The 22,027-nt window shown below is 62.8% G+C and carries 20 protein-coding genes; 9 read left to right on the forward strand and 11 right to left on the reverse strand.

Annotation, left to right across the window (positions count from 1 at the left end; genetic code table 11):
* The first annotated feature begins 62 nt into the window (after positions 1–62).
* The 3 genes from dinB (at position 63) to IPF49_15185 (ending at position 2,233) form a co-directional block, all read left to right on the forward strand.
* Positions 63–1,187: a DNA polymerase IV gene (gene dinB, locus IPF49_15175; protein ID MBK6288947.1), complete on the forward strand. Its 1,125-nt coding sequence runs from the start codon at positions 63–65 to the stop codon at positions 1,185–1,187.
* Positions 1,188–1,279: 92 nt separating this feature from the next.
* Complete coding sequence (locus tag IPF49_15180; GenBank protein ID MBK6288948.1) at positions 1,280–1,765, forward strand: macro domain-containing protein; 486 nt, start codon at positions 1,280–1,282, stop codon at positions 1,763–1,765.
* 33 nt (positions 1,766–1,798) lie between these two features.
* Entirely contained in the window at positions 1,799–2,233 is a 435-nt protein-coding gene (locus tag IPF49_15185) for an OsmC family protein (GenBank protein ID MBK6288949.1), read from the forward strand.
* Here IPF49_15185 and IPF49_15190 read toward each other — a convergent pair.
* From IPF49_15190 to IPF49_15215, 6 genes are all read right to left on the reverse strand, one after another.
* Entirely contained in the window at positions 2,230–2,706 is a 477-nt protein-coding gene (locus IPF49_15190) for a DUF2505 domain-containing protein (GenBank protein ID MBK6288950.1), read from the reverse strand. The two genes, IPF49_15185 and IPF49_15190, sit on opposite strands and share 4 nt — an antisense overlap.
* 100 nt (positions 2,707–2,806) lie before the next feature.
* On the reverse strand, positions 2,807–3,931 hold the full coding sequence (locus IPF49_15195) for a beta-ketoacyl-ACP synthase III (protein ID MBK6288951.1): 1,125 nt from the start codon (positions 3,929–3,931) through the stop codon (positions 2,807–2,809).
* A 125-nt stretch (positions 3,932–4,056) separates the two neighbouring features.
* Positions 4,057–5,415 (reverse strand): NAD(P)(+) transhydrogenase (Re/Si-specific) subunit beta, encoded by a 1,359-nt coding sequence (locus tag IPF49_15200; protein MBK6288952.1) that lies wholly within the window; start codon positions 5,413–5,415, stop codon positions 4,057–4,059.
* Between the two features lie 11 nt (positions 5,416–5,426).
* Positions 5,427–5,717 (reverse strand): NAD(P) transhydrogenase subunit alpha, encoded by a 291-nt coding sequence (locus IPF49_15205; protein MBK6288953.1) that lies wholly within the window; start codon positions 5,715–5,717, stop codon positions 5,427–5,429.
* A 10-nt stretch (positions 5,718–5,727) separates the two neighbouring features.
* The gene (locus tag IPF49_15210; GenBank protein MBK6288954.1) at positions 5,728–6,861 is read right to left on the reverse strand and encodes a Re/Si-specific NAD(P)(+) transhydrogenase subunit alpha; all 1,134 of its coding nucleotides are present in this window, start codon (positions 6,859–6,861) and stop codon (positions 5,728–5,730) included.
* Between the two features lie 292 nt (positions 6,862–7,153).
* Positions 7,154–8,767, reverse strand: coding sequence for a hypothetical protein (locus IPF49_15215; protein ID MBK6288955.1), 1,614 nt, complete (start codon positions 8,765–8,767; stop codon positions 7,154–7,156).
* A gap of 250 nt (positions 8,768–9,017) precedes the next feature.
* On the opposite strand from IPF49_15215, the gene IPF49_15220 reads away from it, so the two are divergent.
* A complete protein-coding gene (locus tag IPF49_15220; GenBank protein MBK6288956.1) occupies positions 9,018–9,398 on the forward strand; it encodes a DUF4345 family protein in 381 nt (126 codons plus the stop codon).
* Positions 9,399–9,449: 51 nt separating this feature from the next.
* Positions 9,450–10,925 (forward strand): polyphosphate:AMP phosphotransferase, encoded by a 1,476-nt coding sequence (gene pap / locus IPF49_15225; GenBank protein MBK6288957.1) that lies wholly within the window; start codon positions 9,450–9,452, stop codon positions 10,923–10,925.
* Between the two features lie 150 nt (positions 10,926–11,075).
* On the opposite strand, the gene IPF49_15230 is transcribed toward pap, so the two are convergent.
* The gene (locus IPF49_15230; GenBank protein MBK6288958.1) at positions 11,076–12,506 is read right to left on the reverse strand and encodes a coniferyl aldehyde dehydrogenase; all 1,431 of its coding nucleotides are present in this window, start codon (positions 12,504–12,506) and stop codon (positions 11,076–11,078) included.
* A 288-nt stretch (positions 12,507–12,794) separates the two neighbouring features.
* On the opposite strand from IPF49_15230, the gene IPF49_15235 reads away from it, so the two are divergent.
* Both IPF49_15235 and IPF49_15240 read left to right on the forward strand, forming a co-directional pair.
* Complete coding sequence (locus IPF49_15235) at positions 12,795–14,294, forward strand: arylsulfatase (protein MBK6288959.1); 1,500 nt, start codon at positions 12,795–12,797, stop codon at positions 14,292–14,294.
* A gap of 169 nt (positions 14,295–14,463) precedes the next feature.
* Positions 14,464–14,760, forward strand: a complete 297-nt coding sequence (locus IPF49_15240; protein MBK6288960.1) for a hypothetical protein — start codon at positions 14,464–14,466, stop codon at positions 14,758–14,760.
* A 9-nt stretch (positions 14,761–14,769) separates the two neighbouring features.
* Here IPF49_15240 and IPF49_15245 read toward each other — a convergent pair whose 3' ends face one another.
* The gene (locus tag IPF49_15245) at positions 14,770–16,143 is read right to left on the reverse strand and encodes a VCBS repeat-containing protein (GenBank protein ID MBK6288961.1); all 1,374 of its coding nucleotides are present in this window, start codon (positions 16,141–16,143) and stop codon (positions 14,770–14,772) included.
* 335 nt (positions 16,144–16,478) lie between these two features.
* Between IPF49_15245 and IPF49_15250 the strand changes: the two genes are divergently transcribed.
* Complete coding sequence (locus IPF49_15250; GenBank protein MBK6288962.1) at positions 16,479–16,931, forward strand: isoprenylcysteine carboxylmethyltransferase family protein; 453 nt, start codon at positions 16,479–16,481, stop codon at positions 16,929–16,931.
* A 28-nt stretch (positions 16,932–16,959) separates the two neighbouring features.
* Complete coding sequence (locus tag IPF49_15255; GenBank protein MBK6288963.1) at positions 16,960–18,309, forward strand: sodium-dependent transporter; 1,350 nt, start codon at positions 16,960–16,962, stop codon at positions 18,307–18,309.
* Between the two features lie 9 nt (positions 18,310–18,318).
* Here IPF49_15255 and IPF49_15260 read toward each other — a convergent pair whose 3' ends face one another.
* Genes IPF49_15260 through IPF49_15270 form a run of 3 tightly spaced genes read right to left on the reverse strand, consistent with a single transcriptional unit; the run spans position 18,319 to position 21,955 of the window.
* Positions 18,319–19,479: an NnrS family protein gene (locus IPF49_15260; protein ID MBK6288964.1), complete on the reverse strand. Its 1,161-nt coding sequence runs from the start codon at positions 19,477–19,479 to the stop codon at positions 18,319–18,321.
* 5 nt (positions 19,480–19,484) lie between these two features.
* On the reverse strand, positions 19,485–21,575 hold the full coding sequence (locus IPF49_15265) for a TonB-dependent receptor (protein ID MBK6288965.1): 2,091 nt from the start codon (positions 21,573–21,575) through the stop codon (positions 19,485–19,487).
* The gene (locus IPF49_15270) at positions 21,563–21,955 is read right to left on the reverse strand and encodes a hypothetical protein (GenBank protein ID MBK6288966.1); all 393 of its coding nucleotides are present in this window, start codon (positions 21,953–21,955) and stop codon (positions 21,563–21,565) included. The genes IPF49_15265 and IPF49_15270 overlap by 13 nt, the downstream gene beginning before the upstream one ends.
* Positions 21,956–22,027: the final 72 nt, after the last annotated feature.

Here is a 22,027-nt window from a genome sequence, read left to right on the forward strand (position 1 = left end):
TTGGCGTTTGCTTGCCTGGAGTGTCATGGCGATGGTATTCAAACGGGCGTTCCCGCGGAACAATGGTGTTTGGCCAGATAAGTGACAGGGCAATGCAGCAGGCGCAACGGCAACGAAAGATCATCCACTGCGATTGCGACTGCTTCTACGCGGCGGTCGAGATCCGCGACGATCCATCGCTGGCCGGATTGGCGGTGGCGGTGGGCGGGGATGCGGATCGCCGTGGCGTGATCACGACCTGCAACTACGCCGCGCGCGAGTATGGCGTACGCTCCGCGATGCCTTCGGCACATGCACGCCGTCTGTGTCCGGGTCTGTTGATCATCCCTCCCGATTTTGACAAGTACCGTGCCGCATCGCGCCAGATCCGGCAGATTTTCTATGACTTCAGCGACCTGGTCGAACCGCTGTCGCTCGACGAGGCCTATCTCGATGTCAGCGAGGCACAGGCGTGCCAGGGTAGCGCCACGCTCATCGCACGCGAGATTCGCCGCAGGGTACGCGCCGAGGTCGGGATCACGGTATCGGCGGGCGTGGCGCCGAACAAGTTCCTGGCCAAGGTCGCGAGCGACTGGAACAAGCCGGACGGTGAATTCGTGGTGCTTCCGGAGGAGGTGGATGCCTTCGTCGCGCAATTGCCGGTACGGCGAATCTCGGGCGTGGGCCGGGCCACGGCGGATCGTCTGAGCCGTCTGGGGGTGAACACCTGTGGCGAGCTGCGCGCCTTTTCGGTATTCGATCTCAGTGAACGCTTCGGGCGTTTCGGCGTGCGCCTGCACGAGTTGTGCCGGGGCATCGATCACCGTGCCGTCGAGCCCACCCAGCGGCGCAAATCGCTCAGCGTGGAGCGCACTTACGCGGAAGACCTGCACGGGATCGAGGCTTGCGCAAGGCAGTTGCCAGAGTTGCTGATGACCCTGAAATCGCGCTTGCGGCGCGTGGATGCCGATTATCTGATCACCAAGCTTTATCTGAAGGTGAAGTTTGCCGACTTCCAGACCACCACGGTCGAGTGTATTGGCCGGGTGCCGGAGCAGGCACGTTTTGCGGAGCTGCTGCAATCCGCACTCGAGCGCAGCGATCTGACGGTACGCTTGCTCGGGGTGGGCGTTCGTTTCGTCGATCTGCGCGAGGACAGCAACCCGGCGCAACTGGAGTTGTTTGAAACGGAGGCGGCACTGACCTGAATCAAGCCACCCGCGAGGGCGGTGTTCTAACATGGCCTGTGCCCGGCGACAGGCCGCCGGATGAGTATCGATCAATACACTGTGGAGGCTCGATGATCAAGGAAGTGCACGGCGACATACTGCTGAGTTCGGCACAGGCGATAGCGCATGGTGTATCGCCCAATGACAATTTTGGCCAGGGCCTGGCCCTGTCATTGCGCGAGCGCTGGCCGGCGCTGTACAAGGATTTCCGCCATTATTGCCATACCGCGCACCCCAAGGCCGGAGAGGTATGGGTGTGGGCGGGAGCCGATGGCAAGCGCATCGCCAACCTGCTGACCCAGGAAGCCGCTTACGGGCATGGCGAGCGCCCGGGCGAGGCAACCCTGCCGAATGTGAACCATGCCTTGCGCGCGCTGGCGCGGGTGATCGAATCCGAGGGGCTCACCAGCATTGCGTTGCCGCGGCTTGCTACCGGTGTGGGGCGTCTGCAGTGGGAGCAGGTGCGGCCGCTGATCGATGAGCACCTCGGTGCGCTACCGGTCAGCGTGTACCTCTATACTCTCTATGAGAAAGACGTCCGAGCCAGCGAAGACTGAACACCACCAGAACGAAACCGGAGAACCTTGCCGATGCATGCTTTCCCGCACCGCTACACCGTCAACGCTCTTGCCGCTCCCGCCGGAGTGGTGACCGTGCGTGCAACAGATCTCGAGGATATCCAGAGCACCGCGCCGGTGGAATTCGACGGCCCTCCCGGTAACTGGTCGCCCGAGACCCTGTTCGTGGCGAGTATTGCCGATTGTTTCGTGCTCAGTTTCCGCGCGATTTCACGTGCCTCGAAGCTGGAGTGGATCGAGATCGATTGCGCCGCGGAAGGGGCACTCGACAGGACCGCTGACGGACTGGCCTTCACCGGCATCGATCTGCAGGTCAGCCTGCGTATTCCGGCGGGCGGGGATGCGGCGCGGGCGGAACGCCTGCTGGAGAAAGCCGAAAAATCCTGCCTGGTATCGAACTCGATCAAGCCCCCCGTGCACCTCAGCGCCAGGGTGAGCGCGGGCTAGGCCAGTGCCGCGGCGAGATGATCGAGTTCGGCGCGAGCGCCGGACTCGGTCTGCGACACGATGAAGCTTTCGACGCGTCGTCCTATCAGCGGCATCTGCGCCTTTGCGCTGTGACTGATGGTGTAGGTGCAGCTGTCATTGCCATCCGCCTTCAGGTGCATTTCCGCTTCCAGCACGATCGGCTGGCCTTCCACCTTGAGTACATAACTGCCATGGCGGATATTGCCCTTGTCCTTCCAGCGTTCGATCATCTCGATTTTCTGCCGGCTGTCGAACAGACGAGCCAGGAACGAGGGCAGATTGCGCTCGACCTCGCGTGACAGCGTGATCACGATTTCGTCGTTATCGTCCTCCACGGTACAGTCCGCGCTGAGTTCCCCGAGTTCCAGGCAGCGGTCCACCAGGTATTCGGCATCCGTCAACAGCGCGAATACCTGATCGATATTCGCCCGGAATTTGTACTCGATGCTCATTGAGGGTGTTCTCGTTGCAGTCGGCGGGTGCAATTCTAGCGCAAAGTCGGCAGTCGCCAAGCAGTCGGTCCGCCACGCTGCCCGGACATGCGGCGGCTCCTCAGCCGCAGCGCTCGACCACCACGCTGCCAACCGAATAGCCGGCTCCGAAAGAGCAGATCACGCCACGCTCGCCGGCCGCGAAATCCTTGCGGTACTGGTGAAACGCGATGATGGACCCCGCCGAACTGGTGTTTGCGTAGCTGTCCAGGATGACCGGTGTTTCCTCGATGGTGGGTTCGCGGCCGAGCACCCGGCGGCCGATCAGCTGGTTCATGCTGAGATTCGCCTGGTGCAACCACATCCTGCGTACATCATTCACCGGTATCGAGAGATCGGCGAGCTGCCTGAGAATGATGTCGGCGACCATCGGGCAGACTTCCTTGAACACCTTGCGCCCATCCTGGCGGAAGAGCTTGTCGCGCGTGCCCACGCCGGACGGGGCTGCACGGTTCAGGAAGCCGAAGTTGTTGCGGATATTGTTCGAGTAGCTGGTCTTGAGCCGTGAATCGACGATCCGGAACGGTGCCAGGGCGCTGCTCGAGGCCTCGCGTTCGACCAGTACCGCGGTGCAGGCATCGCCAAAGATGAAGTGACAGTCGCGGTCGCGAAACTCCAGGTGCCCGGAGCAGATCTCCGGGCTGATGACCAGCACCGCTCGTGCCGCGCCAGCGAGAATCGAGCTGCGTGCCATGTCGATGCCGAAGGTTGCCGAGGAACACGCAACGTTCATGTCGAAACCGAAACCGTCGATGCCGAGGGCGCCCTGTACCTCCACCGCGACGGCAGGGTAGGGGCGTTGCAGGTTGGAGCAGGCAACGATCACGGCATCCACGTCTGCCGCGCTGCGTCCCGCCTGCTGCAAAGCCTCGCGGGCCGCGACCAGCGCCATCTCGCACTGCAGCGAGTGCTGGTCGTCGGCTCGCTCGGGAATATCGGGGCACATGCGGGCGGGGTCGAGCACGCCGCTCTTGTCGATCACGAAGCGACTTTTTATTCCCGAGGCCTTTTCGATGAAGGCCTCGCTCGATTCCGCCATCGGCTGGATGGCACCCGTGGCTATATCCGCGGCGTGAGTCCGGTTCCAATGGGTAGCGTAGGCGTTGAAGGTCTCCACGAGTTCCGCATTGGATATGGATTGCTGCGGGGTGAACAGCCCCGTTCCGCTGATCACGACCTGCTGCATATCGCCACTCCATGTGTCGCGCGTACTGTTGCTTGCACGGGGATTGTACGGTCAGGCCCGACGCGCAACCAGTGGCACAAATACGCCGGATTCGTGCCGGGGCGCTGACGCCCCGGCCTCGCGGTTTACTTGAACTGGCGGATCAGCTGGTTGATGGATTCCTTGGCATCGCCGAACAGCATGCGCGTGTTCTCCTTGAAGAACAGCGGATTGTCGACTCCGGCGAAACCGGAGGCCATCGAGCGCTTGAGCACGAACACGGTGCGCGCCTTGTCGACATTGATGATCGGCATGCCGTAGATCGGACTGCCCTTCATCTCGCGCGCGGCGGGGTTGACCACGTCGTTGGCGCCGATCACGATCGCGACATCGAAATTCTCGATGCGCGGGTTGATCTCGTCCATTTCGAGCAGCAGGTCGTAGGAGACATCGGCTTCGGCGAGCAGCACGTTCATATGACCCGGCATGCGCCCGGCCACCGGGTGGATCGCGTAGACGACCTCGGTTCCGTTGTTCTCGAGCAATTGCTGCAGTTCCTTCACCGCGTGCTGGGCCTGCGCGACCGCCATGCCGTAGCCGGGTACGATCGCGACGCTGCCCGCGGACTCGAGTATGTAGTAGGCGTCTTCGCAGTTGATCGGCTTGACCTCGCCTTCGATCTTGTCCAGCGAGGTGCTGACCGCGCCGAAGCCGCTGAACAGCACGTTGGCGAGCGAGCGGTTCATTGCCTTGCACATGATCTGCGTGAGAATGATGCCGCTCGCCCCGACCAGTGCCCCGGCCACGATCAGGATCATGTTGTTGATCGCGAAACCCGCGGCGCATGCCGCCAGCCCCGAATAGCTGTTCAGCAACGAGATCACCACCGGCATATCGGCGCCGCCGATCGGAATCACCACCATCACGCCGAGCACGAAGGACAGTGCGACGACGATATAGAGATAGTTGCTGAGTTCGGGATCCGCCTGCATGCAGAACAGCACCGTGAACGCGACGATCGCCGCGAGCAGTGCGCCGTTCACGATACGCTGGCCGGCAAACAGAAACGGTTTGCCGCTGATCGTCTCGTTGAGCTTGGCCCAGGCGACCATGCTGCCGGTGAAGGTCACGCCGCCGATCAGGATCGACAGCGCGATGGTGATCAAGGTGAACAGGGTGTTGGGCGTGAACAGTGCCGCCCAGCCGACCGCGAGACTCGCCAGGCCACCGAAGCCGTTGAACAGCGCGACCATCTCGGGCATTTTCGTCATGGCGACCATGCGGGCGGCGAGTACGCCGATCACGGTGCCGATCACGACACCCAGCGCAATCCACTCGAAATCGACGATGCTGCGATCAAACAATGTGACCACCACGGCGATAAACATCGCCACGGCGGAGATCAGGTTGCCGCGGCGGGCCGTTGCCGGCGATCCCAGCATCTTCAGGCCGACGATGAAGAGTACCGCGGCCAGCGCATAGGCGAGGTTGATGAGCAGTGCCATTGAATCAGCCATTATTTTTTGCCACCTTCTTTTTTCTTGAACATCGCCAGCATGCGGTCCGTGACCACGTAGCCGCCAACCACGTTGATGGTGGCGAGCGCCACCGCGCTGACACCGAGGATCGTGGCGAGCGTGGAGTGCGCGGCGCCGGCCGAGACCAGCGCGCCGACCATGGTGATGCCCGAGATCGCGTTCGAGCCCGACATCAGCGGCGTGTGCAGCGTCGAGGGCACCTTGTTGATCAACTCGAAGCCGAGAAAGATCGACAGCATCAGGATGAAAGTCAGGTATACGGGTTCCATGTCGAGGCCCTCAGCGCTGCAGGTTCTTGATGGTCTGGTTCACGATCTCGCCGCCGTGGGTGATCACGCAGCCCTGGATGATGTCGTCCCCGAAATCGAGAACCATGGCTTTCTGTTCCTTGTCCCAGAATTCGTCGATCAGGTTGAACAGATTCGAGGAATACATCTGGCTCGCATCACGCGGCACCTGGTTGGCCCAGTTGCCGGTGCCGATGATGGTCACGCCGTTGATTTCGACACTTTGCCCCGCGACCGAGCCCTCGACATTGCCACCGGTTTCGGCCGCCATGTCCACGATCACGCTGCCGGGCTTCATGCCCTCGACCATGTCACGGGTGACCAGCACCGGGGGCTTGCGCCCGAACACCTGCGCGGTGGTGATCACCAGGTCGGATTCGGCGATCTGTTTCTTCTGGCCCTGCTTCTGCTTCTCGAGTTGCTCGGACGTGAGTTGCACCGCGTAGCCGTCCTTGGTCTGGCCGGTCTCGCCGAGATCGATCTCGAGAAACTTGGCACCGAGCGACTGCACCTGTTCCGCGACCACCGCGCGGGTATCGAATGCCACGACCCGGGCGCCGAGCCGCTTGGCCGTGGCGATTGCCTGAAGTCCCGCGACGCCGGCACCGATCACGAACACGTTGGCCGGTTTCAGCGTGCCCGCCGGGGTCATCATCATCGCCATGATCCGCGGCATGCGCGCCGCGGCGAGCAGCACCATCACGTAACCGGCGAGGTTGGCCTGGGAACTCAGTGCATCCATCTTCTGCGAGCGCGTGGTGCGTGGAATCATCTCCATGCTGATCGCCGTCACGCCGGCGGCGCGGAAGGCCTCGATCAGCGCCGCTTCATTGAACGGATCGAGATAACTCACGTGGATGCAGCCGCGCTTGAGCAGCGCGATATCCTCGGTCGAGGGCTTGTGCAGCCGCAACACCAGGTCCGCGCCCGACAGCATTTCGACGCGATCGCGGACGATGCGCGCACCGGCCGCCACGAAGTCCTCGTCGCTGAATCCGGCGCCGCTGCCGAGGCCGGCTTCGACGACGATGTCGGCGCCGGCGCGCGTCAGCTTCTGGACCATCGCCGGTATCATCGCGGCGCGATGCTCGCCGGGTTGTTGCTCCCGCGGAACCCCTATCAGCATGCTGTCTTCCTCTGTCTATTCTATTGTTTGCGAACGGCAGGCGCGCTCCGGAATGCCACAGGGTGCCCCGGAACCGCGGGCGATTATAGCCGAGGCGATGCTGTGAACCACCCAGGCATTCTGATGATCATCATGAAGGGAACTAATGGTGGGCGTCAAACCGGCTTGCTCCTTCACGGCGGCTCGATGCCGAATGGGCGCAGCGCCACCGCCAGCAGTCCGAACAGCGCCACGGTCAGTATCACGCAGGCAAGCAGCGTAGGCCAGAATCCGATGTTGGTGATGAGCCAGTTCACGGCGACAGGCCGCTGGCTGCGCGCAGCCTCAGGATGCCGCCATCGCGGTCCGAGCTGAAGTAGATTGCGCCGCTCGCATCGCTCGCAACGCCGGTAGGAAAGATGCCCGGCGGATACCCGGGGATGTCGGCCATGCCAAGCGGCAGCTCCGCGGCTGCCACTTCGATCGACCCGCTTTGCGGATCGATCAGCACCATGCGGGCGGCACCGGTTTCCGCGACCGCGAGCCGCCCATCAGGCAGCAACGCCAACCCTTCCGGGTGTTGCAATCCGTCGGCGATCAGGCGGAGGCTGCCGTTCTGGTCGATTTCCACCACGCGTCCGGCGGCCGCTTCGCTGACAAGGTAAAGCTCACCGACGCGCAGCAGACCCTGCGGCTGCCCGAGCTTGTCCGCCAGCACGGTTCGTTGCCGCGGTTGCCGGCGATCGAGAATCAGCAACCGGCCGCCCGCGCCGATCTCGGTGACCGCGATGCGATCGGCATCGATCACGGCTATCGCCGAGGGCAGGGCGAGACCTCCCCAGCGTGCGATGACTGTTTCCGCGCTCAGGTCCCACAATTGTGCCGTACCGCTCTCGAAACTCGCGCTGGCAATGCGCTTCGCTTCGGTGGAGACCGCCACCGTGGTCGGGAAGCCGTTGTCCGCCAGCGAGCGGCTGATATCGCGCACCTTGCCGCTGCCGAGATCGACGGCACTGAGACTGAAGGTGTCGGCGACGATCAACTCGTTGCCGGCAACCGCGATACCGCCCGGCAGGCTGAGCGGGCTGCTGGTCACCGTGCGCAGACTGCTACCCTCGAGCGCATAGATCGCGTTGTCGGACATATTGCTCACGAACAGGCGGTCTCCGGCGTCGAAGGCGAGGTTGTCGAGATTGCTCGGGGCGGTGGCGAGGAGTTCGCGCCGGTGGCTGCGCATATCGATGCGATAGATCCCGCCGGTCTCGTTGTCGATGGCCACCAATTCGCCGCGCGAATTGAAGTTTGCCGCCGCAGGTCTGCTGAACTCGTCATTCATGATTTCGAGCGCGGTGCTGTCCACATCGATGCACACCACTTGTTTTTTGAACCATAGCGGACCGCAAAGACGCCCATCGGGTGCGAAATCGAAGCCGTTCAGTCCGCCGAGATCGCGCATGACCAGGCGCGGTTCGCGGCTGCCCGCCGGGTCGAACTCCCACAGCGCATCGCCGGCGAAGACCTGGGTGGCGAATAGCCGACCCTGCGCGTTCAGGGCCAGCGAATTGAGCCCGGGCAGCCCGCTGGCGATGACCCTCGGCTCGCCGCCCGGACTCTGTGCGTTCAGCGTGCCATGGGTGAAGCCGGTCCAGTACATGGTGCCGTCCGGCGCGAACTCGATATCATCGGCCTGCCCGATCGGCGGTGGCACGAATACCTCGGCGGCGCCGGTTGCGGGGTCGACACGATAGATCGACTGTCCCATCACGCTGCCCACGTAGATCATCGCGTCGGGCCCGAATGCCAGGCCATGGATGCCTTTGAAAAGGGCTCCGGGAACCAGCCGGTCGAGTTGCCAGGCGGACACCTCGGCCGCCACTGGCAAGGGCAGCAGCAACAGCAGCGCGCTCAGTGCGCAAGGGATTTTCACGAATTGCTCCCACGACGGCCTGGATCGGCAGTGAAGAGTGCCAGAAAGCCCGTCGCGAATGAAGCGTTGCGGCGGCTTCCGGTGACGGCGCTGCTCTGCTAGCTTGCAGGTTCCGGGTGCGCTGCAATGCGGTGTGCCGTTGTGGCGGGGTACCATGCTGGCGCGCGGATTCAGGCGTGCTGTTAGCAGGGCGGCAGGGAAAATGCGCCAGGCAGTTGTTCGATACGGCGGTTTCAAGGGGGAATCAGCGATGGCGGCACGGATCTTTCTCGGTTTGTTTGGCGCGATGTGGCTGGGTTACGGAGTATGGTGTTTTACGGATCCGGGGTACCTGCGTGAAGCCGCTGGCATCGCGTTCATCAGCACTACCGGCAATGTCGATCTGCGGGCGACCTATGGTGGCCTGCAGATGGCGATCGGCCTGCTGTTGCTGGGCGGTGCGCTGCGCGCGGTTGCCACGCGCCCGGTGTTGCTGAGCTATGGAGTGCTGTGCGCCGGTATCGGATCGGCACGTCTGGCCGGCGCGCTGCTGGAGGCGGAATGGTCCACGTATACGCTGTTCGCGGTATGTTTCGAAATCGGCTCGGTGGCTGCGGTGCTGCTGCTTTTTGCGCGCGCCGCGCGACGCTGAAGCGACGAATCGGCGCGCATGTGGCGCGCCGCAGCTCTTGGGAGGGCAAACATGTTCGAATCCGCGGAAATAGGCCACAGCATTTCCACTAGCCGCTTCAAGCGCGAGGCGCCGAAGTTGCGCGAGGCGCTGCTCGAGGCCGAATACCGCCTGCTGGAAAAACCGGAATTCCCGGTTCTCATCCTGGTCGGCGGGGTCGAGGGTGCGGGCAAGGGAGAGACCGTGAACCTGCTCAACGAATGGATGGATCCGCGTCATATACGCGCCGAGGCTTTTGGTCCGCCGAGTAACGGTGAGCGGTCGCGTCCACCCATGTGGCGCTTCTGGCGGGTGCTGCCGCCGCGTGGCAAGATCGGCATATTTTTCGGGTCGTGGTATACCGATCCCATCGTCGGGCGGGTGGAGGGAAGTCTCAAGCGCGGCGAATTCGGTCGCCGGCTCGAGCGGATCCGTCATTTCGAGAAAATGCTGGTCGCCGAGGGAATGGTGATACTGAAGCTCTGGTTTCATCTCACCAAGGATGCGCAAAAGGAGCGCATGCGAACGCTCAGCGAAAACGAACTCACGCGGTGGCGGGTCACACCCGCCGACTGGGAGCGGCTCAAGCAATACGACGCTTTCGCCACGCATTCCGCGGAGGCGCTACGCGAGACCAGTACCGGCGAGGCGCCCTGGCACGTCATCGACGGGGCGGACGCCAATTACCGCGCCCTGACCGCCGGAAAACTGGTGCTCGATGCCTTGACGTGCGGGCTCGCCGGCGGCTCGCCGCAATTGACGCCCTCGGCGCCGCCGCCGGTACCTGCGCTCGACAGCCGCGACCTGATCAATTCACTCGATTACACGCGCTCGCTCGCTGCCCGGCGCTATCCGAAGGAACTCGAACGGGCGCAGGGACGCCTCAATCTCCTGACCCGCCACAAGCGCATGCAGGACCGGTCGCTGGTGCTGGTGTTCGAGGGCATGGACGCGGCCGGCAAGGGCAGTGCGATCCGGCGCGTCACACGCGCGCTCGATGCGCGTTACTACCGCGTGGTGCCGATTGGGGCGCCGAGCGACGAGGAGCGCGCACAGCCCTACCTGTGGCGCTTCTGGCGCCATGTGCCAGGCCATGGCCGCGCGGTGATTTTCGACCGCTCGTGGTACGGACGGGTGCTGGTCGAGAGGGTGGAGGGCTTTTGCGCCGAACCCGACTGGATGCGCGCCTACCACGAGATCAACGAGTTCGAGGAGCAACTCGTCGACAACGGCGCGATCGTGCTCAAGTTCTGGATGTCGATCACGCTTGGCGAACAGCTCAAACGCTTTCGCGAGCGCGAGAAGACACCGTACAAGCACCACAAGATCACCGCCGATGACTGGCGCAACCGCGAGAAGTGGCCGCAATACGAGCAGGCGGTGTGCGACATGATCGAGCGCACCTCCAGCGCGCGGGCGCCATGGTGCCTGATACCGGCGAATGACAAGCGCTATGCGCGGGTCGAGGTGCTGAACGGTATCGCCGATGCGATCGAGAAGCGGCTGTAACCCTGTCTCGCTCCTTCGCAGCCGGCCTCGAGCGCCGTCCGGAGGGCCGCAGTCCAGAGAGCGGAGCAGCGAGCGGCATGCGTCGGGCTGTTGTGCCCCGGCGTGGCCATACCCGGGAGCAAAATGCGGCTTGAAAAAGATGCAATCGCTTCAGCGTGTCAGGAAGCCGAGCACCGCGCTGGCGAAACGGCCGTAGGGCGGCGCCAGGAACTTCATGAAGCTGAAACGCGCCTGGTAGAAAACCGGCCGCAGTTTGGAGAAGGTGATGAAGCCCTCGTAGCCGTGGTAATGGCCCATGCCGCTCGCGCCGACACCGCCGAAGGGCAGGTCATGCTGGGCGACATGGAATAGTGCATCATTGACGCTCACGCCACCCGACATGATGCGATCGAGCAACATCTGCACGCGTGCCGCGTCGTTGCTGAACGGGTATATCGCCAGCGGGCGCGGACGCGCATTGATATAGCCGATCACCTCCTCGAGCGAACGGTAGGCGCGTACCGGCAGTACCGGACCGAATATCTCGCGGCTCATCAATTCACAGTCATCGGGCGCATCCAGCACGATATGCGGCGCGATCTTGCGTGTTGCGGCATTCCAGCGCTCGCCCGGCACCAGTTGCAGCAGCGTTGCACCACGCTTTTGCGCATCGTCGAGTGCCGCGGTGATACGCGCAAAGGCACGATCGTCGATCATCGAGGTGTAATCGACGCCGTCGATGTCGGGGTAGCGTGCGGGCACGATCCGGCGCGCAAGCTCGACGAACTCATCGACCTTCGCCTGCGGCACGAACACGTGATCCACGGTGGTGCAGATCTGTCCGGCATTGAACAATTTCACGAACAGCAGCCGTTCGGCGGCCTTGGCGAGCGGATAATCGTCGCAGATGATGGCGGGTGACTTGCCGCCGAGCTCGAGTGTCACCGGGCAGAGGTTCTGCGCGGCGGCCGCCATCACGCTGCGTCCGGTCTGTCCGGAGCCGGTGAACAGCAGGTGATCGAACGGAAGCTTCGAGAACTCGACTCCCACGCCACCGGTTTCGTCGAAGACCGCGAGCTTCTCGCGCGGAAAATAAGCGGGCATTTTCTCGATCATCAGTCGCGCCAGGTGACGCGAGTTCTCCGACATCTTGACCATCGCGCGGTTGCCCGCGGCAAAGATGTAGATGAGCGGCAGAATGCTCAGGTTCAGCGGAAAATTCCACGGGACGATCACTCCGACCACACCCAGCGGTTGCGGGATCAGGCGGTTGCTGGCGCCCGCGAAATTGCGGATGTCCACCGGGCGGCGCTGCGGTTTCATCCACTTTTTCAGGTGCCGCAGCGTGTGGTTGACGCCGTCGATCGCGGTAAATATTTCCGCGAAAAGCGTTTCATGACGCGAGCGGTTGCCATAGTCGGCGCTGATCGCGGTGATGATTGCTTCCTTGTTTTCGCGCACGAAACGCTGCAACGCCTGCAGGTCGGCCCGGCGCTCGGCAAGGCCGGGTACGGGATGCGCGAGATAGGCCTCGCGCTGCAGTTTCAGCGCACTCTCGAGTTCGGTGCGTGTTGCCGGTTGCTGAAGCGGTTCGGCACCCATGGCATGGCCCTCGCTGCGATCGTGAAGAGGCGGGCAGTCTAGCACGCGCCGTGTAGCGGCCGGTTTCCTCGTCTGCCGCGCAGACTCCTGAAGTTGCATGTTGCGCGGGAACGATCGGATCCGTCCAGCGCGTGTCGATGAAAGCGCCGGCGGCGCGGAATTCCACGGGCTCATCCGGACGGTTACATCATTGTCACAACCCGTCGGTTGTGGGTTTCGCGCAATCGTCGGACAATCCCCGCTCGTTGTGCACACCCTGCAGGGAGAGTTGTCATGGCCGGTCGCCGCATGGGGTTCTTTTTTCTGTTGGCGCTGTGCGCGTTACCGGGCGTGACCCTGGCCGCCGGATCCAGGCCCAACATCCTGGTGATCTGGGGCGATGATATCGGCATGTGGAATATCAGTGCCTACCACCGCGGGATGCTGGGGGGCCGCACGCCGAACATCGACCGGATAGCCAGCGAGGGAGCCCTGTTCACCGATTATTACGGTGAGCAGAGCTGCACGGCCGGGCGCGCCGCATTCATCACCGGACAGCATCCGTTTCGTACCGGTCTGCTCAAGGTCGGCATGCCCGGGGCCGATATCGGTTTGCGCCCGGAGGATCCCACGATCGCGGAATTGCTGAAACCCCAAGGTTACACGACCGGCCAGTTCGGCAAGAATCACCTCGGCGACAAGGACGAATTCCTGCCGACCCGGCACGGATTCGACGAATTTCTCGGCAACCTTTACCACATGAACGCCGAAGAGGAGCCGGAGACCTACTTCTATCCGAAGGATCCGGAATTCCGCAAGCGCTATGGCCCCCGTGGCGTGATTCACTCCTGGGCCGATGGCAGAATCGAGGATACCGGACCGCTGTCGCGCAAGCGCATGGAAACCGTGGATCAGGAATTTACCGGTGCCGCGCTGGATTTCATCGACCGGGCACACGCGGCGGACAAGCCGTTTTTTGTCTGGTTCAACGCCACCCGCATGCATGTGTGGACACATCTCGCTCCGCAATGGGAAGGAAAGACCGGTTACGGCCTCTATGCCGATGGTCTCGCGGAGCATGATTACGATGTGGGCCTGCTGCTGAAGAAACTCGATGAACTCGGCATTGCCGACGATACCATCGTCGTGTATTCCACCGACAACGGTTCGCAGACCAATACCTTTCCTGATGGCGGCTCCGAGCCGTTTCGCGGCGAGAAAGGCACGACCTGGGAAGGTGGCTTCCGGGTGCCGGCGCTGGTGCGCTGGCCCGGCACCGTGACGCCGGGGCGGGTGATCAACGATGTGTTCTCGCACCTGGATTGGCTGCCCACCCTGCTGCATGCCGCCGGGGTGGCGGATGTGGACGCGAAGCTCCGGGCCGGCTACACGGCGGGCACTCGTACCTACAAGGTCCATCTCGATGGTGTGGACCAGTCCGCACTGTTGGCGGGGACCGGACCGGGTGCACGCGAAACGGTGTTTTTCTTCGATGACAACGCCAACCTGAACGCGATCCGCTGGCGCGACTGGAAAATCCATTTCGCGACCATGAAGGACTGGTCGAGCGGGCGTCAGCAATTGACCTTTCCGATGATGGTGAATCTGCGTGCCGATCCCTTCGAAACCTCGCTCGATTCATCGATGTACGGACGCTGGATGGCGGACAATATGTGGCTCTTCGTGCCGATGCAGCAGGAAGTGGGCAAATGGCTGATGACTTTCCGCGAGTTCCCGCCACGGCAGCCGACCGCGAGCTTCACCATCGACAAGGTGTTGCAACAGATGCAGCAGCAGCCGAAGCGCTGACGGGTGGCGTCAGACTTCTTTACAGTTTCCGGCTGCGGCGTGTACAGGTCTTTCACAACTCATTGACCTGATTTAAGTTTATTTCTGGCGGCATGCGCTGTGCAGCGGTTGGGGTCGTATTCGATTCATGCGTGGCAGCTCCGTTCCGATGCCACGGGGGGTTATGCAGATGGACTTCTATTCGATCGCCGGCATCGATATCTCGGTGGAGCATATGCGAGCCGCGGGCGGTTATCGTATAGGCGATACCGAGCGCTACCGTGTCAGCAACTGCGAGTGGGTCGCGGAATTCGCGCTACAGCGTATGTGGCGGGCTCCGCAGGGGGCGACGGTTGAAGTCGTGCCCTGCTTCTGGCAGGGCGACCGCTGCAAGTTCGATCGCGATCTGGCGTTGATCGAGCCGCTGGTCGCGCAAATCTTCGTGGCGCCGGACGCTACACTGCTGATGGCTCCGCGCGTCCGCTGAGGGCCTGTCTCAGTAGATGCTCTTGAACAGCGTGGACGAGGATTTGCTGAAGAAGCCCTGGTAATCGTAGGACAGGATCCGGAACGAATACCGGTTGGGTTGCAGATGGTCGAGCAACCAGGAATCGGCTTGCCCGTCCGCAATGTGGGCCGCGAAGGACGTCTTCGGCGAGCTGCCCTTGTAGTAGATGTGGTAGCCGGCCAACTCGTGCGCGCAGAGTGCCTCGCCGTTCTCGCGCGTCACCGGCGTGATCCAGGTCAGGAACGCGGAGCGGTTGCTGGCGGAGGCGGGCTTGGCTGGTGTACCGAACTGATAATAATTCGGCGGATCGCAGACCACCGGGAACTGACTCGGCGAACCGATCTTGAGTGCCGTGGCGATCGGCGCGTTCAGGTTGCGCACATCGTAGCTCGTCCACTTGCTGCCGTTGGTGGTCAGGATCTCCGGGTAGCCGTCACCATCCTGGTCGGCCACATCGGCTATGCGCATCTTCGGGCTATTGGCTAGCGACGGCGAGCCCGAACCTTCGAGTCGCGCCAGGTTCATCAGGTACTGAACCTGCCAGCGGCCGGAGTCCGGGCGGCGTAGCAGGGCATCGGGAAACCCGTCGGCATTCAGGTCGGTCAGCAGCTGCAGCTGATACGCGGGGTTGCGGTTGATCGCGATATTGCCGGAGGATTCCAGCACCCGGCCGCCGTCCAGGAACAGGCTACGCCAGGCTCCGTTATCGCGATGACGCAGCAGCAGGTCGGCGCGTCCATCGCGGTTCATGTCGGCAACGGCCTGCAACTGCCACACAGGGGAAACGGGGGCGCCGACCAGCCGCGTGCTCTTGCGCACGTTCTTGCCATCCATCAGGTACAGCATCCATTTCAGGGTCTGCGAATTGCGCACCAGCAGGTCGGCGCGCCCATCGCCGTTGAAGTCCGCCGAACTCACCCAGCGCGACTGTTCCCAGGCACCGGCTCTGGTGGCGCCCGACGCGGCCCGGTCGACGCTCAGACCATCGAGCGTGAATACCGACCAGACGCCGGTGTCACGATGGCGATACAGCAGGTCGGCGCGCCCGTCGCCGTTGAAATCCGCGGCGGTGATCAGGACCACGGCCGGGTTTTCCGGCAGTTCGGCAAGCCGGCCGGCCGCCAGCGTTTTTACGCCGTTCATCAGGCGTATGCGCGTGATGCCCGATACCAGGTCACGGGTGAGGATGTCGCTGCGCCCATCGCCGTTGAAATCGGCGCTGCGCACGTCGAAGCCGCGATCGGGTCCGGACGATTTGCCGAGAACGATTCCGAGCTGCCGGGTGCTGCGATCGGCCGAATTGATCACCAGCCGCAGCCGGTGGTCATTGTGGGTGCGATCGCGAAACAGCAGGTCTTCCATGCCGTCGCCGTTGAAATCCGCGCCACGCGCGGAAGTTGCCGCAAAAATTGCAGCAAAAACGAGGGCAACCAGCCGCGAAGGGATGGGAATGGATGAGTACCAAGGGGTCATTGCGGCGGCATGGTAGCGAATATCTGCGCGAGGTCAAGGGCAATATTTCAGTTTGCCGATGGCGGGCTTTGATCCGGTCCACCAGTGGTGGATAGTGTCCGCGAGTGCGAGCGGACACCCGGCGTCCGCGCCTGGTGTTTGACAGTGCCGTTGCCCCCGCTTGCGCTGGCGACCGCGGCATTGCCCATGCACAATGCGCGCTGAATCCGCGGAGGAGTGATCAGATGGAACTCAAGCTGCCGCCACCGCTGGTGGCCCTGGTATTGTGCGCCTTGATGTGGGGTATCGATCATGCGCTGCCCGTGGGGCGGGTCCAGACAGCGGTGCAGGGTCTGCTGGCCCTGGTGCTGGTGTGTCTGGGTATCGGCGTCAGCGTGAGTGGCATGCTGGCGTTTCGTGCCGCGCGTACCACGGTCGATCCGCGCAATCCGGGCAAGGCCACACAACTGGTCGCGGGCGGCATCTATCGTCTCAGCCGCAACCCGATGTACGTGGGCTTGCTGTGCACGATCACGGCCTGGGCCATCTACCTCGGCAGTCCCTGGGGCCTGCCTGCGCTGCCGCTCTACGTATGGTATGTCACGCGCTTCCAGATCCTGCCCGAAGAGGCCGCATTGCACCGGCTGTTCGGTGCGAGCTATACGGCCTATTGTGCGCGGGTGCGACGCTGGATCTGAGCAGACGTTTGCGGGCGGAAAAAAGAACATGGCAGGACGGGGTGAATTCAGTTCGCGCATGGGGTTCATCCTGGCGGCTAGCGGATCGACGGTGGGCCTGGGCAATATCTGGGGATTCCCCACCCAGACTGCAAACAATGGCGGTGCTGCGTACCTGCTGGTCTACCTGGTGCTGGCATTCTGTCTGGCGTATCCGGCGTTTGTTGCGGAGCTGATCATCGGACGCCACGCCAAGGCCAATGCGGTGGCGGCACTGCAGCTGATCGCGCGCGGTCCGGTCAGCCGGGCGCTAGGATCGCTGACCGGGTACGCGGGTATCGTGACGGCAAGCCTGATATTGAGCTTCTACAGTATCGTTGCGGGCTGGACGCTCGGGTATGGCCTGGCGTCACTCGCCGAACTCGCGGGCTACGATGCCCTGGCCACCTGGCTTGTCGGGTTTGGCATCGCGCGCAACCTCGTGTTCAGCGCCGCGTTCATGATGCTTACGGCCTGGATCATCAGCGCCGGAGTCAAGGATGGTATCGAGAAGTGGTCGGCGCGGTTGATGCCCTCGTTGCTGCTGATCCTCCTGTTGCTGATCGCCTGGGTGCTGACGCTGGACGGGGCCACGGCCGGGTTGAAGGCCTACCTGATCCCCGATTTCAGCCGGGCAGTGGATCTCAAGCTGATCGTCAGTGCGCTCGGGCAGTCGTTTTTCTCGCTGTCGCTCGGTGTGGGCACCATTTTGATCTATGGCTCCTATGTGAGCAGGAGCGAGAATCTCCCGCTGCTCGGTCTCGCGACCACGCTGATCGATATCGGGGTAGCGGTCACCGCCGGCCTGCTGATCATTCCGGCGATGTACGTGGCCGAGCACAACGGGGTGCCGATCTACGATGCGGCGGGCCGGCTGATTTCCGAAGACACGCTGGTGTTCACGGTATTGCCGGCGCTGTTCGATACCATGGGGACGATGGGCATATTCGTCTCGACGGCATTTTTTGTCCTGATGAGCATCGCGGCGCTGACTTCGACGATCTCCATGCTCGAGGTGCCGGTGGCCTACGCCGTGGAGAACCATGAACTGCCGCGCAAACGCGCAACCTGGGCCATCGCGGCCGTGATTACGCTATCGAGTGCGGTGATCGTGCTGAACTTCGACGCGCTGTTCGGGTTCACGATAGCGCTCAGCACGCGCTACAGCGAGCCACTGCTGGGCTTGATGTTCTGCGTGTTCGCGGGCTGGATCTGGCATCGTGACAGCCTGCTGGCCGAGATTCGTGAAGGTTGGCCCGATGCGGCCAACAGCCTGTTCTGGAAGATCTGGCCGTTCTATATCCGCTTCGTATGCCCGCTCGCGATCCTGGCGGTGTTCGGCAACCTGCTCCTGTCCTGAGCGCCCGGGTCAGCCCGGCGCACCGTCGATGCGTGGGCGGGTGAGGATGGGGAACCATGCCACACCGAATACCGTGAACGCGCTAATCCAGCAGACCTGGGACAGCATCACCCATACGCCATGGTGCAGCGGAGCCACCAGTGGCCCCACCACCCGCGTCATGAACGCCAGCAACAACAGCGTCATCGGCAGGATGATGACGGCGGGTGCCTGATGCACGCTGCGTCCGGTATGACCGAGAGCGACGCGCGCCATCATCGCGAGCGTGATCAGCGCGATGCCGCCGACCGCGAACGCATGCACCGCGAGCGTCACCGCGATGGGCAGAACCGCACTCAGCGCGAACAGCAGGAAACCGGCGTCGATCAGCGCGAAGGCGGTGAACAGGCTCCACAACAGCGGCTTTTTCCAGATACCGGGCCGGTACCAGAACGCCAGCCGGATTGCATTTACCACGAACATCGCCGCGCTGCAGGCCGCTGCCACCGCATGCTGCTGCAGAAAAACTTCCGCAATCCAGAACACCAGCAGCAGGATCAGGCTGGAAAAATCGAGAAACCGTGAATTGCGCAGCTGTACCGGCGGTTCGATGCCACGCTCGGTGAAGGATGGAATCACTCGTCGCGCCATGGTGAGGATCAGCGCGATCACCAGATAAAGCCCCCCATAGAGGCTCCAGCGCAGCCCGTCCTCGTGCAGGCCGAGGGCGCCGGCGTAGAACAATGCGTTGCCGATTCCGAGCATCAGCAGCTTTGACAGAATTGCCATCTGCCTCCATTGCCGGACACGCAATATCGGCACCGCGCAGGCCACAATCAGTACCAGCATGAACAGCAGGTCGGCGCAGGCGGCGAGCACGAGGGCATCGGTGCCCAGCAGCATCATCAGCCGGGCCGCGAGCCACAGACCAAAGGCGAGCGCCAGCGGCAATCCGGTCAGGGTCGCGAGGCCGGTCCAGTTACGGATGGAAGTGAGCAGGAAGCCGGCGATCACCGCGATCGCATATCCATAGAGCATCTCGTGGGCATGCCATTGGCTGGCACTGATGCCGTCCAGCGCCAATGGATAATGAAAGCGGTATACCGCCATCCACAGGGCCATCGAGACCACCGCAAACCACGTGGCGCCGAGAAAAAAAGGTCGAAACCCAAGGTTGAACAACGCCGTCATCCGTATTACTCCAGGGCGAGATTCAGCCTTGCCGCGATGCTGCGGCCAGGCGCGTAGAGATTTTCCGCCGAAGTCGAATAGGTTTCATCGCCGAGGTTCTCGAGTTCCACCACCAGGCTCACGCGCCGCTCGCGGCCGAAGCTCGCGCCACCGGAGAGGTTCAGGGTGATCCAGCTGTCATCTTTCTCGATAGTCGGGGTCCCGGTGCTCGAGGGCTCCTCGCGACGCGAATCACTCTCGCCACGCAGCGCGAAGTCGATCCAGCCGTCGACCCGGTCACTGATGCGCCGCTCGTGGAGCAGGCCCAGCGTACCGGAAAGAGAGGGCGTACCGGAATCGTCGGTCACGAAATTCTCGTAACGGTTGCTGCGATTCATCCAGGTCAGGCTCAGGTACGGTCGCCAGGTGCCGGTCTCGCGCGTGGTGTAGAACTCCAGGCCTTCGGCGGTGGATTCCCCGACATTCACATAGATCTTGTCACGGCTCGAAAGGCAGCCATCGCCAGGTGTGCAGAACACGTGGTCGATGTAGTTGCTGGATTCGGTGTAGAACAGGCCCGCGTCGAGGATCCAGCCATCGAGGCGTAGTCGCACCCCGCTCTCGATCGAGTCCGAGGTCTCGGGTTCGAGTTCGGGGTTCGGGTTCACATAACGCGATCCGGCGTAGGCGCCGATCGCAAACTGCAGCAGCGAGGGATAGACATAACCCTGCGCGGCACTGGCACGCAGCACCACGTCCTCACTGATCGCATGGGTGATGCCGAGACTGGCGATCAGCTCCGAATCATGGCGACTGTCGACCTGTAGCCCCGGGCGGCTGCTCTGTTCGAGCGCGCCTTCGACATGGTACTGCCGCGCGCCGGCGTCGAGCGTGGTGTGCTCGCCGATCTGCCAGTCGTCCTGTGCGAACAGTGCGACGGTCTCGATGCTCGCCTCGTCGTGGATGTTCTCGGGTGCCATCGGGATGCCGTTGACGAAACTTTCGACGCGACGCTCCTGGTTGACATATTCATCGGTGTACTGGATGCCGCTCACCAGGTAATGCCCGCTCCAGGGAATCCAGTCTGCCTGCAACACGCCGTCGCGCACCTCGAGATCGGCATCGCTGAAAATATCGCGGTCGCTCAGTAGCGGCTTCGGCCCGGGAAGCAGCGTCGAGCTGAAGGTGTCGAATTTCCGGTCGTTGCGCTGCTGGTGAATATTGGCCTTGATCGAGGGCAGGAACGGAGCCACATCGCTCCATTCGTAAAAAAGCGCGAGCTTCTCGCGGTCGCGCCGGGGTACATCGACCGCGAAATCGATCAGCGGAAATGCGGTTTTCACGTTGTCCGCGACAAATACCTCGGTAGCGGATTCGTAGTTGTCGTAGCCGAGTTCGAGGCGGTGTGCGCCGAAATCATGTCCGACCCAGGCGTAGAGGCTCTGGTTGTCGAAGGCGGTGTCGGGAATTTTTCCCTGCGGCGTATCGCGCTTGCCATGATCGCTGTTGCTGCCCGCCACACGGTATTCCAGCCCGTCGAGATTGCCGAATGCGGAGCCGAACCACTCCTCGCCGCCGGTTGCCGAATCGAATCCGCTGCTCAGTTCGAGTTGCAGCGGCTTGTTGCCGCCCTTGCGGGTAATGAAGTTCACCACCCCGCTGAGCGCTCTGGGACCGTAAAGTACAGAGCCCGAGCCGCGCATCACCTCGATGCGCTCGACCATCGAGGGGTGCAGGCTGAGCGGTGTCCCGACCTCCCAGTGGTCGGTGATTTCCTGGCCATCGATCAGGATCGCGGTACGGCGCGATTCCTCACCGCGGATACGGATCCGCTTGAGTCCCGGCTGGCCCGCATCGGTGACCTGCACGCCAGGCACGTCGCGCATCACGTCGGCCAGGCCGGAGGCCGTGGAGCGTGCGAGTTGCGTTTCGGTGATCACGCTGATGCTGGCGCTCGAATCCATCACGATCTGTGGCGCGCGGCGTCCGGTGACCACCACTTCCTCGAGCAGCGAGCCGGGGCAGGCACTGTCGGGTGCACAGTCGGTCGCGAGGGCAGGCAGCGCAGCCAGCAGTGCGGGCAAGGCGCAGATGCTGCGCTTCATCAGTCGGTACATTGCAATTGTTTCCTTATCGATTCCCGGTTGTCCTCGCCGGGCGCACAAGCTGCTGCGCTCCAGGCACGCAGCAGCCTCGCTGCGGCATTGTAATCCGGGCAACTCCGCGGCTCGCCGGGAACATTATGGATTGCACCGCACAAATCCAGCTGGTAGAGGGCGCGATCGATACGAGTGGCATAGGGTGCCGCACCACACTTCTGCTGCCTGGAATCGAGCCAGCCGAGGATTTCGCCGCCGATGGCGACGCAATCCACGTTCCAGTGCTGCTCGCGCTCGAGCGTGGTGGCCGGAAGGCGTTCGTTCACCAGATCGGTGGCGGCGTGCGCTCCAGACCCTGTGCCCAGCAAGCCTGTGAGCAGCCATAGATACGATTTCATGATGCACATCATCCGTGTATCGAATTGGCAATGCCAGCAATATGGTGCAAAGTGTGCGGTTTTGCTATTTTA

The organism is Gammaproteobacteria bacterium (assembly GCA_016705365.1).
GTDB lineage: Bacteria > Pseudomonadota > Gammaproteobacteria > Pseudomonadales > UBA5518 > UBA5518.